General features: G+C 41.0%; 13 protein-coding genes and 1 riboswitch. Of the genes, 10 read left to right on the forward strand and 3 right to left on the reverse strand.

The features are described 5' to 3' along the window. Positions 1–19: 19 nt before the first annotated feature. On the reverse strand, positions 20–652 hold the full coding sequence (locus CAGA_RS02530; protein WP_135657427.1) for a restriction endonuclease subunit S: 633 nt from the start codon (positions 650–652) through the stop codon (positions 20–22). A gap of 96 nt (positions 653–748) precedes the next feature. Between CAGA_RS02530 and CAGA_RS02535 the strand changes: the two genes are divergently transcribed. From CAGA_RS02535 to CAGA_RS02575, 9 genes are all read left to right on the forward strand, one after another. After that, complete coding sequence (locus CAGA_RS02535) at positions 749–3,814, forward strand: type I restriction endonuclease subunit R (protein ID WP_135657429.1); 3,066 nt, start codon at positions 749–751, stop codon at positions 3,812–3,814. A 17-nt stretch (positions 3,815–3,831) separates the two neighbouring features. After that, positions 3,832–5,961 carry an AAA family ATPase gene (locus tag CAGA_RS02540; protein WP_135657431.1) on the forward strand — a complete coding sequence of 710 codons (2,130 nt, stop codon included), beginning with the start codon at positions 3,832–3,834 and terminating at the stop codon, positions 5,959–5,961. Continuing rightward, positions 5,958–6,986: a 5-methylcytosine-specific restriction endonuclease system specificity protein McrC gene (mcrC, locus tag CAGA_RS02545; protein ID WP_135657433.1), complete on the forward strand. Its 1,029-nt coding sequence runs from the start codon at positions 5,958–5,960 to the stop codon at positions 6,984–6,986. Before CAGA_RS02540 ends, mcrC begins: the two co-directional genes overlap by 4 nt. A 26-nt stretch (positions 6,987–7,012) precedes the next feature. Further along, the gene (locus tag CAGA_RS02550) at positions 7,013–7,654 is read left to right on the forward strand and encodes a hypothetical protein (RefSeq protein ID WP_135657435.1); all 642 of its coding nucleotides are present in this window, start codon (positions 7,013–7,015) and stop codon (positions 7,652–7,654) included. A gap of 16 nt (positions 7,655–7,670) precedes the next feature. Next, positions 7,671–9,182 carry a hypothetical protein gene (locus CAGA_RS02555; RefSeq protein WP_135657437.1) on the forward strand — a complete coding sequence of 504 codons (1,512 nt, stop codon included), beginning with the start codon at positions 7,671–7,673 and terminating at the stop codon, positions 9,180–9,182. A gap of 16 nt (positions 9,183–9,198) precedes the next feature. Further along, the gene (locus CAGA_RS02560; protein ID WP_135657439.1) at positions 9,199–10,101 is read left to right on the forward strand and encodes a coiled-coil domain-containing protein; all 903 of its coding nucleotides are present in this window, start codon (positions 9,199–9,201) and stop codon (positions 10,099–10,101) included. Positions 10,102–10,105: 4 nt separating this feature from the next. Next, the gene (locus tag CAGA_RS02565; protein ID WP_135657441.1) at positions 10,106–10,504 is read left to right on the forward strand and encodes an HIRAN domain-containing protein; all 399 of its coding nucleotides are present in this window, start codon (positions 10,106–10,108) and stop codon (positions 10,502–10,504) included. A gap of 11 nt (positions 10,505–10,515) precedes the next feature. Beyond that, entirely contained in the window at positions 10,516–11,346 is an 831-nt protein-coding gene (locus CAGA_RS12785; RefSeq protein WP_243112921.1) for a GIY-YIG nuclease family protein, read from the forward strand. A gap of 82 nt (positions 11,347–11,428) precedes the next feature. Next, positions 11,429–11,515: riboswitch (SAM riboswitch) on the forward strand. Positions 11,516–11,598: 83 nt separating this feature from the next. Beyond that, complete coding sequence (locus tag CAGA_RS02575) at positions 11,599–11,889, forward strand: hypothetical protein (RefSeq protein WP_135657442.1); 291 nt, start codon at positions 11,599–11,601, stop codon at positions 11,887–11,889. Between the two features lie 38 nt (positions 11,890–11,927). On the opposite strand, the gene CAGA_RS02580 is transcribed toward CAGA_RS02575, so the two are convergent. Together CAGA_RS02580 and CAGA_RS02585 are read right to left on the reverse strand one after the other, a co-directional pair. Beyond that, on the reverse strand, positions 11,928–12,461 hold the full coding sequence (locus tag CAGA_RS02580; RefSeq protein WP_135657445.1) for an ImmA/IrrE family metallo-endopeptidase: 534 nt from the start codon (positions 12,459–12,461) through the stop codon (positions 11,928–11,930). Positions 12,462–12,560: 99 nt separating this feature from the next. Next, a complete protein-coding gene (locus tag CAGA_RS02585; RefSeq protein ID WP_003525181.1) occupies positions 12,561–12,971 on the reverse strand; it encodes a helix-turn-helix domain-containing protein in 411 nt (136 codons plus the stop codon). A gap of 148 nt (positions 12,972–13,119) precedes the next feature. Here CAGA_RS02585 and CAGA_RS02590 point away from each other — a divergent pair, with 148 nt between their 5' ends. Beyond that, complete coding sequence (locus tag CAGA_RS02590) at positions 13,120–14,355, forward strand: DNA polymerase Y family protein (RefSeq protein ID WP_135657446.1); 1,236 nt, start codon at positions 13,120–13,122, stop codon at positions 14,353–14,355.

Raw genomic sequence — 14,355 nt, forward strand, 5'->3', positions numbered from 1 at the left:
TAAACAATAATTTAGCGGCTTAAAGGTCGATGTCCGAAACATCAAGCTCGCCGGACATAAGTTTAGGTAAGAGTGTATCTCGAAGAACTGCTAACCTCTTGTTTTGCAATCGGTTATTTACGATTTGTTCTATCATTGGAGCAGTTATTGAATCAAAACTATCAAGTGTTGCTTCATCGGGAAGAATAATTTCAAATGCATCAAAGTCTTTTTTGCCGATATGAATTACTGTTGTAGCAACTTGTGTTTGCTCAATTTTATTCAAAAGAGGTTTTATAGTATAGAGAACAAATGCTTTTCCTTGAGGGCGATTGCTTTCAAAAATGCAAACTCGTTGATTTAACCAAGCAGGTTCATTTCCCCAAATATACGGACGAAATTCGCCATCCATACCTACGACAATATCTCCGGGTTGAATTAAATGTCCTTTTGGATGTTCTTCGGTGGTAAAAGTAACAAATGCTTGTTCTTTCAAGTCACGAATACGGATAATTGGTTTACCGAGTCCATCTGTATTAAACAGCTTGGAAGCAAAGGGCGCACCATATATGATGTTTGCAATAGCATATATATTCGTGTCGTTCCAGCTCGAAGGTCTAACGCCACCAAAAGGCTCGAAATCAACAAACCAAGCTTTGTAAAGAGCTTGCATTTGCTCAAATAAATTATTGTTTACAATATGTCGCCTGCCGGGAGACCACAAAAATTGAGAATCATATTATGATGAATCTGTAAAGGAGAGAGATTTATGCCGGGATTATATACCGAAGCCGATTATGAAAACTCTGTAATCGAGCTATTTAGAAACGATTTGGGATACGAGTACGCATACGGTCCCGATATTGAAAGAGACTTTTACAGTCCGTTATATGAGGAAGTTCTGATTGACTCTCTGTATCGTTTGAACAGGGGGCTGCCTGATGACGCCATTCAGGACGCCTTATTCAAGCTCAAAAACTTTGAAAACGGAGAGCTTGTGCAGAAAAACGCAGTCTTTATGGACTATCTGCAAAACGGTATTCCTGTAAGATTTTTTGTTGGCGGCGAGGAGCGTTCCTCTATCGTCTATCTTGTTGACTACAAAAATCCCGACAACAACTCCTTTATCGTTGCTAATCAATGGACTTTCATTGAAAACAGCAACAAACGCCCTGACGTAATTCTCTTTTTGAACGGCTTACCGGTAGTTTTGGTTGAGCTGAAATCTCCCTCCCGTGAAGAAACGGACGCTTCCGAAGCGTACAGGCAGCTCCGTAACTATATGCAGGAAATTCCGTCTATGTTCATTTATAACGCTATCTGCGTTATGAGCGACCAAGCCCACTCCAAAGCTGGTACGATCACCTCCGGTGAAGACCGCTTTATGGAGTGGAAAACCAAAGACGGCGACTATGAAAATACGCAGTATGCTCAGTTTGATACTTTCTTTGAGGGTATGTTCCAAAAGGAAAGATTACTTGATATTATCAAGAACTTTATTTGCTTCTCTAATGAGGGTGTCAATTCATTCAAAATCCTTGCCGGCTACCATCAGTATTTTGCGGTAAGAAAAGCGATTGAGTCCACAAAACACGCTACCGTTACAGACGGTAAAGGCGGTGTGTTCTGGCATACACAAGGAAGTGGCAAATCGCTTTCTATGGTGTTCTATGCCCATTTATTGCAGGAAGCCTTAGACAGCCCGACAATCGTTGTTCTGACCGACAGAAACGACCTTGACGACCAGCTTTACGGTCAGTTTGCAAAGTGCAAGGACTTTTTAAGACAAGAACCTATGCACGCAGAAAGCCGTGAACACTTAAAATCTTTGCTTGCCGGCAGACAGGCAAACGGCATTATCTTTACCACAATGCAAAAGTTTGAGGAGTCTCACGAGCCGCTCTCTGAACGTCACAACATCGTTGTTATGGCTGATGAAGCACACAGAGGTCAATACGGACTTGCAGAGAAAATAAAGATTACCAAGAACGAAGAAGGCGAAGATGTTGCAAAGCGTGTTATCGGCACAGCCCGTATTATCCGCAACACCTTGCCGAACGCTACATACATTGGCTTTACGGGCACTCCTATCTCCTCCAAAGACCGCAGTACCCGTGAGGTATTCGGAGATTACATTGATATCTACGATATGACGCAGGCTGTCGAGGACGGTGCTACCCGCCCGGTTTACTATGAGAGCCGTGTAATTAAGCTCAACCTTGATGAAGCGACCTTAAAATTGATTGATGCCGAATATGACATTATGGCAGCCAATGCAGATGAGGAAGTCATTGAAAAGAGCAAGCGTGAGCTTGGACAGATGGAAGCTGTTCTCGGAAATGATAATACAATCAATTCTTTGGTTTGCGATATTCTCGACCATTACGAGAATAACCGTGAAAACCTGTTGACCGGTAAGGCGATGATTGTTGCCTATTCCCGCCCTATCGCTATGAAGATTTACAAGCGTATATTGGAATTGCGCCCTGCATGGACTGAAAAGGTGGCAGTCGTTATGACCTCCGGTAATAATGACCCGGAAGAATGGCGACAAATAATCGGAAATAAACACCACAAGGACGAGCTTGCAAAGAAATTCAAAGACAATAATAGTCCTTTGAAAATCGCTATTGTTGTTGATATGTGGCTGACCGGTTTTGATGTGCCGTCTCTTGCCACGATGTATGTTTACAAGCCTATGTCCGGACACAATCTTATGCAGGCAATCGCCCGTGTAAACCGTGTGTTCAGAGACAAGGAAGGCGGACTTGTCGTTGACTATGTAGGCATTGCCACCGCCTTAAAGCAGGCAATGAATGACTATACCTCCCGTGACAAGAAGAACTATGGCGATACCGATGTTGCAAAGGTTGCTTATCCTAAATTCTTGGAAAAGCTATCTGTTTGCCGTGACAAATTCCACGGATACGATTATTCCAAGTTCCAAAGTGGCACAGACCTTGAAAGAGCAAAGACTATCAGCGGTGCAGTCAACTTCATTATGGGCAGAGAAAGAGTTGATGAGAAAGACTCTTTCGTAAAAGAAGCACTTATGCTTCATCAGTCATTATCTCTCTGTTCTTCTTTGGTTGATGAGGACAGCCGCTTTGAAGCAGCATTTTTCGAGTCCGTGCGTGTATTGGTACTCAGGCTGACAAACACAGGCGTCGGAAAGAAGATTTCCCTGCCGGAGATGAACGCAAGAATCAACGAGCTTTTGAAGCAGAGTATCAAGAGCGATGGCGTTATCAACCTGTTCTCAGACATTAAAGAGGAGTTTTCTCTCTTTGACCCGAAGTTCCTTCAGGAAGTCGCAAATATGAAGGAAAAGAACCTTGCTGTTGAACTCCTGAAAAAACTGATTGCGGAGCAGGTGTCGGTCTATCGCAGGACGAATGTGGTTAAGTCTGAAAAATTCAGCGAGATTATGCAGCGTTCTCTTAATGCTTACCTCAACGGTATGCTGACCAATGAAGAAGTCATCGAAGAAATGCTGAAATTGGCAAAGCAAATCGCCGCAGCACAAAAAGAGGGCGACAAGCTCGGACTGACTGCCGATGAGCTTGCCTTCTATGACGCATTAACAAAGCCGCAAGCAATTAAGGATTTCTACGAAAACGATGAACTGATTGCCATTACAAAGGAGCTTGCTGATACGCTCCGTAAGAATAAAACGATAGACTGGCAAAAGCGTGAGTCTGCAAGAGCAAAAATGCGTATGCTTATCAAGAAACTATTGAAAAAGCACAAGTATCCGCCGGAAGGTATGGAGGACGCTGTTCAGACAGTTATGACGCAGTGTGAACTTTGGACGGATAATATGATGGACGCATAAGGTAACGGAGGACGATTATGGATACAAAATTTCAATGGACAAACTTCTATATGGAGCTGGCTACCGCTCTATTAGAATATAAAAATAACCGCAGCGAGTTAATTGAAAAACTGAAAACAATTTTCTCAGACGCAGGAATGAACTTTCCATTTAAGGAAAAAGGCAAAGAGACATACGAGGATATTTGCCCTTTTACTATCTTCGGTTCATTTAATAAAGGAATTACCAATGCCAATCGAATTGCTTTGTTGGAGCAATTTGCAAAACAGTTTTCAATAAAATCTGCTGTCCCGACAGAGTTTGATGGTATTCCTGTCGTAATGAATTTAAGTGCGTGGTTCTTCGCATATAAGGGAAACCGTGGAGAACACGATATAGATAATCTGTGGAATTTGCTTGAAAAAGCCATTGCCTACTCTGATGAAGCTTCCGCAGAAAATAAAAACGCTTTCATTGCTGCTTATGACACAGTTACAAAGCAGAAGATGATTAAGTGGAATATTACAATGGGGCTTTATTGGGTAAGACCTTATACATTCATCAATTTAGACTCAACCAACAGAGCCTTTATTACTGATGTCGATAATATGCCGCACTATTTTACGACAATCTTTTCTGATATAAATAAAGGCTTGCCTGACGGAACAAGTTATCTGTTTATGTGTGAGCAAGCGAAAAATGCTCTTAATCAGAAAGAATACGAATATCACAGTTTCCCGGAACTGTCTTACTGTGCGTGGAAAAGCAGCCAAGTTGGAAAAACGGAAGAACCTCCGACAAAAACCGTTGACTCAAATGTGAAAGAAACAGATTACTGGATTTATTCTCCCGGCGATAATGCTTGTATGTGGGACGAGTTCTATAAGAATGGCATTATGGGAATAGGATGGGACGAAGTAACCAACCTGAAAGACTTTGCTTCTAAAGAAGAAATCAAAGAATTTATGAAGAAAGTCTATGACGCAAGCTATTCCTACAAGAATAATGCTCATTGCCTATGGCAGTTTGCAAACGAGATTAAAGTCGGCGATGTAGTTTTTGTTAAAAAAGGAATGCACAAAATTATCGGTAGAGGTATTGTGACTTCCGATTATATTTACGATTCATCAAGAAACACATATAAGCATATTAGAAAAGTTGACTGGCAAAATAACGGCGAATGGGAACACCCTGGACAGGCTGTTATGAAAACACTTACCAACATATCGGCTTATCCCGATTATGTTCAGAAGCTTCTTGATTTGTTCGCTGAAGATACGCCGGAAGAAGTGTCGGAACAGAAAGAAATCAAGTATCCGCCATATTCAAAGGACGATTTTCTGAATGAAGTATATATGGACGAAGATACATATAACACCCTGACAGAATTGCTTGAAGCAAAATACAATGTTATTTTGCAAGGTGCTCCGGGTGTTGGCAAGACTTTCGCCGCAAAGCGACTTGCTTATTCCATAATGGGGCAGAAAGACACCAGCCGTGTAGCAATGGTGCAGTTCCACCAAAGCTACTCTTACGAAGATTTTATTCAGGGATACAGACCTTCAAAAGAAGGATTTGAACTTGAAAACGGTGCGTTCTACAAGTTCTGCAAGGAAGCGGAAGAAGATAATGAAAGACCTTATTTCTTCATCATTGATGAAATCAACCGTGGTAATTTGAGTAAAATTCTCGGCGAATTGATGATGTTGATTGAGAAAGACAAGCGTGGCGAAAAGATAAAACTGCTCTATTCAAACGAATGGTTCACAGTTCCTCAGAATGTGAGGATTATCGGAATGATGAACACAGCGGACAGAAGCCTTGCACTTATGGATTATGCGTTAAGAAGAAGGTTCGCATTCTTTGATTTTGCACCGGCTTTTTCTTCGGAAGGTTTCAAGAATTACTTGGCGGAAAAGAACTCTCCAAAACTGGAAAGCCTGATAACCGTTGTTGAGTCCCTTAACAATACAATTTCATCAGACGAGTCGTTAGGAGACGGTTTCAGAATTGGACATAGTTACTTCTGTACCGACGATGAAATTACCGATGAATGGCTCAAATCCGTTGTGGAGTATGAAGTGATACCGTTAATCAAGGAATACTGGTTTGATGAACCTACAAAGGTAAGAGACTGGTCTGCAACCTTAAGGAGTGCAATAAAATGATACGCATACAAAACATATACTATATGCTTTCATATGCGTTTCAAGTCTTGAATGAGCAGGGATATAAACAGGTGGCGACGGAAGAATTTGATAATGTCGCTGAACTATGTGCAGCCATTCTCATTAAGGGAGTCTCGTTGCAAATCAAAAGAGGATTAGGTAAAGAATATGTGCTTCAAACAGAGTCCTTGTCAGCTCTACGTGGCAAAATAGATATTTCCGCTTCGGTAAAAGAGCAATCAATGCTAAAAAAGCAGTTGGTGTGTAATTATGACGAGTTTTCCATAAACTCTTATATGAATCGAATTATCCGCACGACTATGGATACTCTTGTAAGAAGCAGTATCAGCAAGGACAGAAAAAAGCAGCTTCGTAAACTTCTCATCTATTTCTCAGAGGTTGAGCCATTGAGCCGAGAAAGTATAAACTGGAAGCTGCAATTTAACAAGAACAATCAGACATACCAAATGCTGATTTCGATTTGTTACCTGATACTTAAGGGGTTGTTGCAGACAACATCTGACGGAAGCACAAAGTTGATGGATTTCCTTGATGAACAGCGTATGTGCAGGCTATATGAAAAGTTTATTCTTGAGTATTACAGGAAGGAACATCCTGAAATAAAAGCGTCGGCTTCTCAAATTCCGTGGGATACTGATGACGGATACAGAGAAATGTTGCCGGTTATGCAGAGCGATATTATGCTGAAACAAGGCGACAAGACATTGGTAATTGACGCAAAATATTACTCTCATACAACGCAAAAGCAGTATGATGTAAACACTTTGCATTCAGGTAATCTGTATCAGATTTTCACTTATGTCAAAAACCTTGATACTGATAACACCGGCAATGTATCGGGAATGTTGCTTTATGCAAAGACCGATGAATTGGTATTACCAAACAACAATTACAAAATGGGTGGAAATTCAATTTCGGTCAAAACGCTTGATTTGGATTGTGATTTTTCAGAAATCCGGAGACAGTTAGATGAGATAGTTCGTTCCTGCTTTGGATTTGAATGATAACAGAACTTAGTGAGGCAAATGTAATGAAAAAGCTAATTATTGTATGTGAAGAAAAATGCCGTCAATACGGCGATTATCTTGCACAGCTTATCAGCTTGGAAGATGATACAGAAGATGAGACGGTAGGAACAAAAGATGGAGAGGTTGCTGCTCAGGTATGGCTTGAAAAGGACTACAAAGCTAATGCCGCACAGCTTTCATCTAACCAATACATTCTCTTTATCGGACAGGATAAACTTATTAAAGAAAAAAGCTCCCATATGAATATGGAGTTTGCGGAATTTGGAATGAAATATGGCTGGCTTGGAAAGCAGGCTGTGCTTTCTGTTGAGAAAGTCGTTGAAGCTGATAAATATGAGAACTTTATTTCATACGCTCAGAACTATCAGCAGAATGTTGAGCAGTTAATTAAGAGCAAAGATAAGAAAGCTCTGAAAGCGGGTGCTGCCGCAGGAGCAGCGGGAGTTGCTGGGGCTGCGGGAGTTGTTAAAGCAGGAGCATTGGCAGTTATCTCACCAGTAGCGTTAGTTCCAATCGCAGGTATTGGTGCCGGTGTGATGGCGGTAAAGAAATTTACACTTAACAGCAAGATTAAAGAACAGCAATATAGTTGTGCTGTAATGAAATTCTATTTAGATGACCTGAGCAAATTTTTAGGTTTATAAAGGGGCGTGAAGCATAATGGTTGGATTTGAAGAAGGATATACATATTTTGCAAAAAATGCTTCTGCTTATGCCGCAGCCACTATGTCTGATTCCTATGTTGCGTCTGTGAATGATGAGATAAATAAACTCGTTCAGGATTTGAATTCCTTAGAGGGATTTAAGACTGCTTCTAATGTGCTAAAAGGCGATGTTGCAGAGTTCTGGCATACTGGGACATTTAATATTGATTCCGCACTGAAAGGTTCATCAAACAGAGCTTTTGTTGATAGAAGCCACGATTTCGCTTCAACTGATATTTCAACTAACTTTGGAGACAAGTACGGGCTAAAATATTATAGTGACGGTCAAGCAAGTGCAAAAGCACAGGCTGTAAGTGTTTTTCAAAGGTTTAAGGAGTATCAGAGCCACGGAGGAACAGATAATTTAGAAGATTTCTTGCGTAGCAGAGGTTATGATAATGCAGAAAGTGTTTTGAATGACCCTATTTACTCCGGGCAAATTCGTATCATACCCCGTGACCAACTGGAAGAAGCAACACAGTATCTTGAGCGAATGATTAAGACCGAAGCTGCAAGGCGACCGGAACAGGTTTATCGTTATCAAGAAACGCTTGATTTGTTAAAAGACCGTCTTAGTGACGATAAAGGTGCTGAGTCTATTCCACTTTCAAAAAAGGAAGCAGAAGCACTTGCAACGCTGGCGAAACAGGGAAAAATAAATGCAGACGAATTGGGACTTACGACCGAAGAACTAATCAAATACGACTACATTATTCAACAGGCGTTCAAAGCCGGGCTTACGGCAGCTACCATTTCTGTTGTTTTGAAAGTTGCTCCGGAAATAATCAAGGCAATAGATTATTTGATGAAAAACGGAGAAATCAACGCTGAGCAGTTTAAGAAGATAGGATTTGCAGCAGTATCAGGTGGTGCAGAAGGATTTATCCGAGGAAGTGTGTCCGCAGCTATTACAGCTTCCTGTAAAGCAGGACTTTTGGGAGAAGCACTTAAATCTGTTGACCCGACGATAGTTGGTACAGTAACCGTTCTGACGATGAATGTTATCAAAAATGCTTTTCAAGTTGCTCTTGGAAAGAAAACAAGAACTCAGCTTTCGGGTGAGCTTGTCAGAGATATGTATATTTCAGCTTGTTCATTGATTGGCGGTGGGATTTCTCAGGCGTTCATAGAAGTACCGGTATTAGGTTATATGATTGGTAGTTTTGTTGGTTCAATCATCGGTTCTTTTACCTACAATATCGGATATAAAGCGGTTGTAGCATTCTGTGTGGACTCAGGATTTACAATGTTTGGTCTCGTTGAACAGGATTATACCTTGCCAAAAGAGATTGTTGAGCAAATGGGAATAGAAACATTTGAATATGAGTCTTTCCAGTATGATACCTTTGAACCGGAAGGATTTTCATTTGATACCTTTGAACCTGATACCTTTGAACCGGACACTTTAGATATTACATTTTTACGCCGAGGGGTAATTGGTGTGTCAAAGGTCGGTTATATTCTGTAAAGCGAGGTGCGATTGAATGGACGAAAAAGAAATCAGGAAAAGACTTGCCGGTCGTGCCGCAGAGTATATGATGTTTAGGGACGATGAAGAAAACGCCGAGACGACGGCAGAAATATCTTCACCGAGTAATGTTATTGTATTCCCGGATTTTGAAAAGCTGAAAAGCGAAGTAGAAAAAATGCGTACAGAGCTGTCAATGCTTTTGCTGGAGCGTGACGAGCTTCAATTCGTTATCTGTAAGAATATAGAGACAGAATATATGCTGAAACTCGGCAGCATTGAGTATAAGGCGTATGAAGCTCAATGTGCCGCTCTGCGACTGAAACGCAAAATTGAATTGATTCAGGCAAAGAAAAACAGACAGGAAAAGGTCATTATTTCTGCCATTGAGGAAACCCTCGATAATGAATTTGCAGAGTATCAAAAACAACTCAACGAGCAGATTGATAAGATGAATGACGCTCTTAAACGAAGTAAGGCGGAAGTCCTGTCTGACGAAGATAACAAGGAACTTAAAAAGCTCTATCGTAAAATAGTAAAGGCATTACACCCTGATATTAACCCCGATGTTTCAGAAGCACAGGTTCAATTATTTGATAATGCAGTATCAGCCTATAAAAGCGGCGATTTGGGAACATTGAGAATTATCGGCGAAATGGTCGGAAACAATCCGCTGCCTGAACAGCATAAGGACGCTATGACACAGCTTGTCGAAGAACGAGAGCGTTTACAGGGATTACTGAAATCTATAAGAGAGAGCATTGATAATATCAAATCAGAGTATCCGTACACGATGAAGGATATTCTTCAGGATACAGAGAAAACCGAGCAGAAAAAACAAGAACTTGAAAATATTCTTGAACAGTATAACGAACTTATCTCTATTTATAAGTCGAGAATTGAAGAAATGTTGAGGTGAGATAATGGGAGATTTGGTTAAATCCGGCGGCAACGGACTTGTAGGACTCTTGCACGGCAAAGGCGGAGAGCTTTCCATACCCAAACCTTTTGAAAAAGATATATTTCTTTTTGATACATATGTAGCCGGGACAACCCATATTGAGGGTATCGAAGAATTAGAGCCACATCTGAATAACGATGACAGACTTGAGTTTTTCAGAGAACCCGATAACCGATATGATAAGCAAGCGATTGTCATAAAGACTGTTGACGGAGTAAAAATCGGTTATGTGCCGAAGCAGGATAATGTAATATTTGCTCGCCTGATGGACGCCGGGAAGCTCCTTTTCGGTAAGATTACCTCAGAGGAAAAGAAAGGCTCGTGGGTCAAGATTTATATTAAGGTTTTCCTGCACGAATAAGGAGATATGTTATGGATAGGATTCTGATAAATGACTTGCTTAAGATACCGGATTGCGATATTGGCAAAACCAGACTCAAGTTGAATGTTTTTAATGGAAATACAGACCCTTTAGAGGAATACAAAAGAGACCCTGATAAAATAAACATTGAGTGGTTTTTGTGGCACAATCAAAGAAGATATTTCCATACGGGACAGATTGCGATTTGTCTGCTTTACCTCTATGATGATAAATGGTTGCTGACAACAATTAAGAGAATTACAAAAGAGATAGATGTCGTTGATGATGTTGGGTTTGAAGCTGAGGAAATTGAAGAATATCGAAAGTATTATGGCAGATTAGTTTTGAAGTATCACAATACGAAGCGTGGTATGGGAAGAACTTATGAGTCAATGATGGAGGAACTGGAAGTAATAGAAATTCTTTCTACTGCTTATGATGGTGACGAATTTCCGGGTTATGAGAACATAAGATTGAGTTTTTCACAACTGGAAACGATTATTCGGAATAAACGCAGCGGCTGGCTTGATGCTTTGAGAAATCAAAAAGCGGTTTATCTTATAACTGATATCAGCAACGGAAAAATGTATGTTGGCTCGGCAACTGCTCAGTATGGAATGTTGCTTCAAAGGTGGACTAACTATATAGAGAATGGACACGGTGGGAATGTTGAACTTAAACATATTGTTGATACCAAAGGGTTTGATTATATAAAATCAAACTTTCAGTATTCGGTATTAGAAAACTATAACGCCCGAATGGATGATAATTACATACTGAGCCGTGAAAAATGGTGGAAAGATACCCTTTGCACAAAACAATTTGGATATAATAAAAACTAATCTTTCCGATTACATCATACATTTCTCAAAATTGACTTTAGTTCAAGTTCGGTGTATAATTTAGTAAATTTAATATTTTTTGTATCTATTAAGAGTGTGTGAGGGACAAGCCCTATGACCACACAGCAACCTACCAAACGGCAAGGTGCTAATGCTTGAACGATAGGTAATGATGATTTTTGCAATCCTATCGTGACGATAGGATTGTTTTTTTAACGCTCTTTTTAGTAATAAATGAAAGGAGCATTTTTTATGCGAACAATCAAAAAACTCATTAACACGGAGAAGAAGGTATATATCCTTCTCAAAAACAAAGCGATACAGTATCGTTTTATGAGTGATGCTGAAAGAGAAGGCATTACTTATGGAGATAATGTTAAGCCGACTGAACGAAAGGTGGACGATATTATGGCTTTGCAACCAAATGGGACAATTTGTTTTTTGGGATGGGCAGGGCGAATGTGTTACCACTACAACAAAGAAAATGTGCTTCGTATTGATTATGAAAGATACATCGATGGTGCAGAAAATTATATTATCTAATGCAAAGACCGTCAGATCTCATTCGAGACTTGACGGTCTTACATTTTGTGATTGTATTTAAGAAAATCGTTTTGGTGTTCCTGTTTGCGAAGTTGATAGCCCTGTGCAATCAGCGTATCCACTTTCAGAGCAATCAGGTTAATGTCGGAACACATTGCCCGTGCAATCTGCTGAATATCATAGCCGTTTTCAATGTATTCCAAAATGGTGTCGTCCGGGAGCGAAGCCTGAGAAGCGAAGATATTTGCTTCATACTCCATACGGTTCTCTCTCATATCAAAGATGTTGAACTCTTTGAACCCGCCGACAGCAACCGCTTCTTGCCTGTGGAGAATATCGTGTCCGATTTCGTGCCATAGCACTATCTGCTCCACGACCGGGTGCATACCGTTTTTAAGAAAAACAAAGCGGTTCTTTAGAATAACCTTGTATGCTCCACGCTGCTTGTCAAAATTCCGGTAGATGACATTGATACCAAGCTCTTTTGCGACCTTGTACGGGTCACGAGTACCGCAGCGGTCAATGAGCTTGTTTACGATTTTCACAATCTCAGCCGTAGTGTAATACCCCAATCCGGCTCACCTCCCATATTATAGTATATCGGATATTAACCTATAATAAATTATAAACTATTATGTGTCCCATATATTGGACTTAGTTCACTTTGAGGATTACTCGTCTTTGCGGTATTTCTTCGGGGTGTATTTTTTATTGTTCTTCTTTGCAATAAGATATGCTTCCTGAATAGCGTCAACCATTTCACGCATATCCTCGTCAGCCATTTCGCCGCCGGCAAATAGACCGGTAACTTCTGCAAGCAACTCCTGAGCCTGTCTTGCCCCTCTGCGTCCGTATTTATCCTCTACATCAGCGATGAAAGCGTCATCCTCAGACAGCAGATAATTCACATTTACATTTAAGGATTCTGCCAGCTTCTTATATCTTTCCATTCCTCTCGGACGGGATTTATCATTTTCATAAGAACCAATTATGCGTCGGGTTACGCCGATTTTAGCTGCTAACTCATCTTGACTCATACCAAGCTTTGTTCTCTCAGCCTTGACTTTTTCACCGAATGTCATTGTGATTTCACTCCTTAAAAGAATATTTACAGTTGAACTACCCATTTGCTCTTGACAAGTACAGTTGAAGTGTATATAATATGAATTGGGAAGTTGAACTACACATAGTGTACACCAAACTACCCAAAATGTCAAGGGGGTTCAAAAAATGTTACGAAGCATACTTCATTGTGATATGAACAACTTCTATGCCAGCGTCGAATGTATGCTCGACCCCGCATTAAAGAAATATCCGATTGCTGTCTGCGGCTCTGTTGAGGAACGACACGGTATCGTGCTTGCGAAGAACTACAAAGCAAAGGCTTTTGATGTGAAAACCGGGGACGCAGTATGGCAGGCTAAACAGAAGTGCAAGGACTTGGTTGTAGTACCGCCCCATTATGAGGAGTATATCAAATACTCAAAGCTTGCGAGAAGCGTTTATGAGCGATATACCGACCAAGTTGAACCGTATGGTATGGATGAGTGTTGGCTGGATATTAGCGGGACAGAAAGCCTTTTCGGTTCGCCGGAAAAGGTGGCAAATGAAATTCGTGAAACGATGAAGTTTGAACTCGGCTTGACGATTTCTGTGGGTGTTTCCTTTAATAAGATATTTGCGAAGCTCGGCTCGGATATGAAGAAACCGGACGCAGTAACCGTAATTCCAAAGGACACATTCAGAGAAAAGATTTGGGGACTTCCTGCCGCTGACCTGCTCGGTGTAGGACGGGCAACCCAGCGAGTGCTTGACAGCTATTGTATTCGTACCATCGGGGATTTAGCGAATACCGACCCTGAGTTCTTACGCAGAAGATTAGGAAAGAACGGAGTAGTTTTATGGGACTATGCCAATGGTAACGACCTTTCCCTTGTTGCCAAGAAAGACTTCGCTTCTCCTATAAAAAGCGTAGGACACGGTATAACAACGGTAGCAGACTTAGAGAAACCGGAGCAGGTGTGGCCCGTGTTTCTCGAATTGACCCAAGACATCGGACACAAGCTCCGTGTTCACGGACTGAGTGCAGAAGGTGTCGCAATACATATTAGAGACAACACACTCAATACAAGGCAATGGCAGACGAAGATTGCACTTCCTACACAGTCTCCGATGATTATTGCAAAGACCGCTTTTCAGTTGTTTGAAAAAAGATATGGGTGGAATAACCCTATCCGTTCTGTGACGGTACAAGCCATAAATCTTGTTCCACAAGACACGCCCCGTCAAATAGATATGTTTATGGACGCCGCCAAGCAGGACAAATTGGAGAGAATGGAAAAGTGTGTTGAAGAAATCAGACGGCGTTTCGGAAAGGACAGCATAAGGAATGGGGTTCTGTGTCAGAACCTGCGGCTACCACCGGAAAAAGCCGAAATCACGATGCCGACAGGTATGGTCGGTTAA

This window comes from Caproiciproducens galactitolivorans, assembly GCF_004768785.1.
Taxonomy (GTDB): domain Bacteria; phylum Bacillota; class Clostridia; order Oscillospirales; family Acutalibacteraceae; genus Caproiciproducens; species Caproiciproducens galactitolivorans.

What these genes read in the sequence shown, in the direction of transcription:
- CAGA_RS02585 (WP_003525181.1), bottom strand. Translation starts at nt 12,971, where the DNA reads ATGACATTCGGTGAAAAAGTCAAGGCTGAGAGAACAAAGCTTGGTATG.
- CAGA_RS02575 (WP_135657442.1), top strand. Translation starts at nt 11,599, where the DNA reads ATGCGAACAATCAAAAAACTCATTAACACGGAGAAGAAGGTATATATC.
- CAGA_RS02550 (WP_135657435.1), top strand. Translation starts at nt 7,013, where the DNA reads ATGAAAAAGCTAATTATTGTATGTGAAGAAAAATGCCGTCAATACGGC.
- CAGA_RS12785 (WP_243112921.1), top strand. Translation starts at nt 10,516, where the DNA reads ATGGATAGGATTCTGATAAATGACTTGCTTAAGATACCGGATTGCGAT.
- CAGA_RS02555 (WP_135657437.1), top strand. Translation starts at nt 7,671, where the DNA reads ATGGTTGGATTTGAAGAAGGATATACATATTTTGCAAAAAATGCTTCT.
- CAGA_RS02535 (WP_135657429.1), top strand. Translation starts at nt 749, where the DNA reads ATGCCGGGATTATATACCGAAGCCGATTATGAAAACTCTGTAATCGAG.
- CAGA_RS02540 (WP_135657431.1), top strand. Translation starts at nt 3,832, where the DNA reads ATGGATACAAAATTTCAATGGACAAACTTCTATATGGAGCTGGCTACC.
- CAGA_RS02530 (WP_135657427.1), bottom strand. Translation starts at nt 652, where the DNA reads ATGCAAGCTCTTTACAAAGCTTGGTTTGTTGATTTCGAGCCTTTTGGT.
- CAGA_RS02560 (WP_135657439.1), top strand. Translation starts at nt 9,199, where the DNA reads ATGGACGAAAAAGAAATCAGGAAAAGACTTGCCGGTCGTGCCGCAGAG.
- CAGA_RS02565 (WP_135657441.1), top strand. Translation starts at nt 10,106, where the DNA reads ATGGGAGATTTGGTTAAATCCGGCGGCAACGGACTTGTAGGACTCTTG.
- CAGA_RS02590 (WP_135657446.1), top strand. Translation starts at nt 13,120, where the DNA reads ATGTTACGAAGCATACTTCATTGTGATATGAACAACTTCTATGCCAGC.
- mcrC (WP_135657433.1), top strand. Translation starts at nt 5,958, where the DNA reads ATGATACGCATACAAAACATATACTATATGCTTTCATATGCGTTTCAA.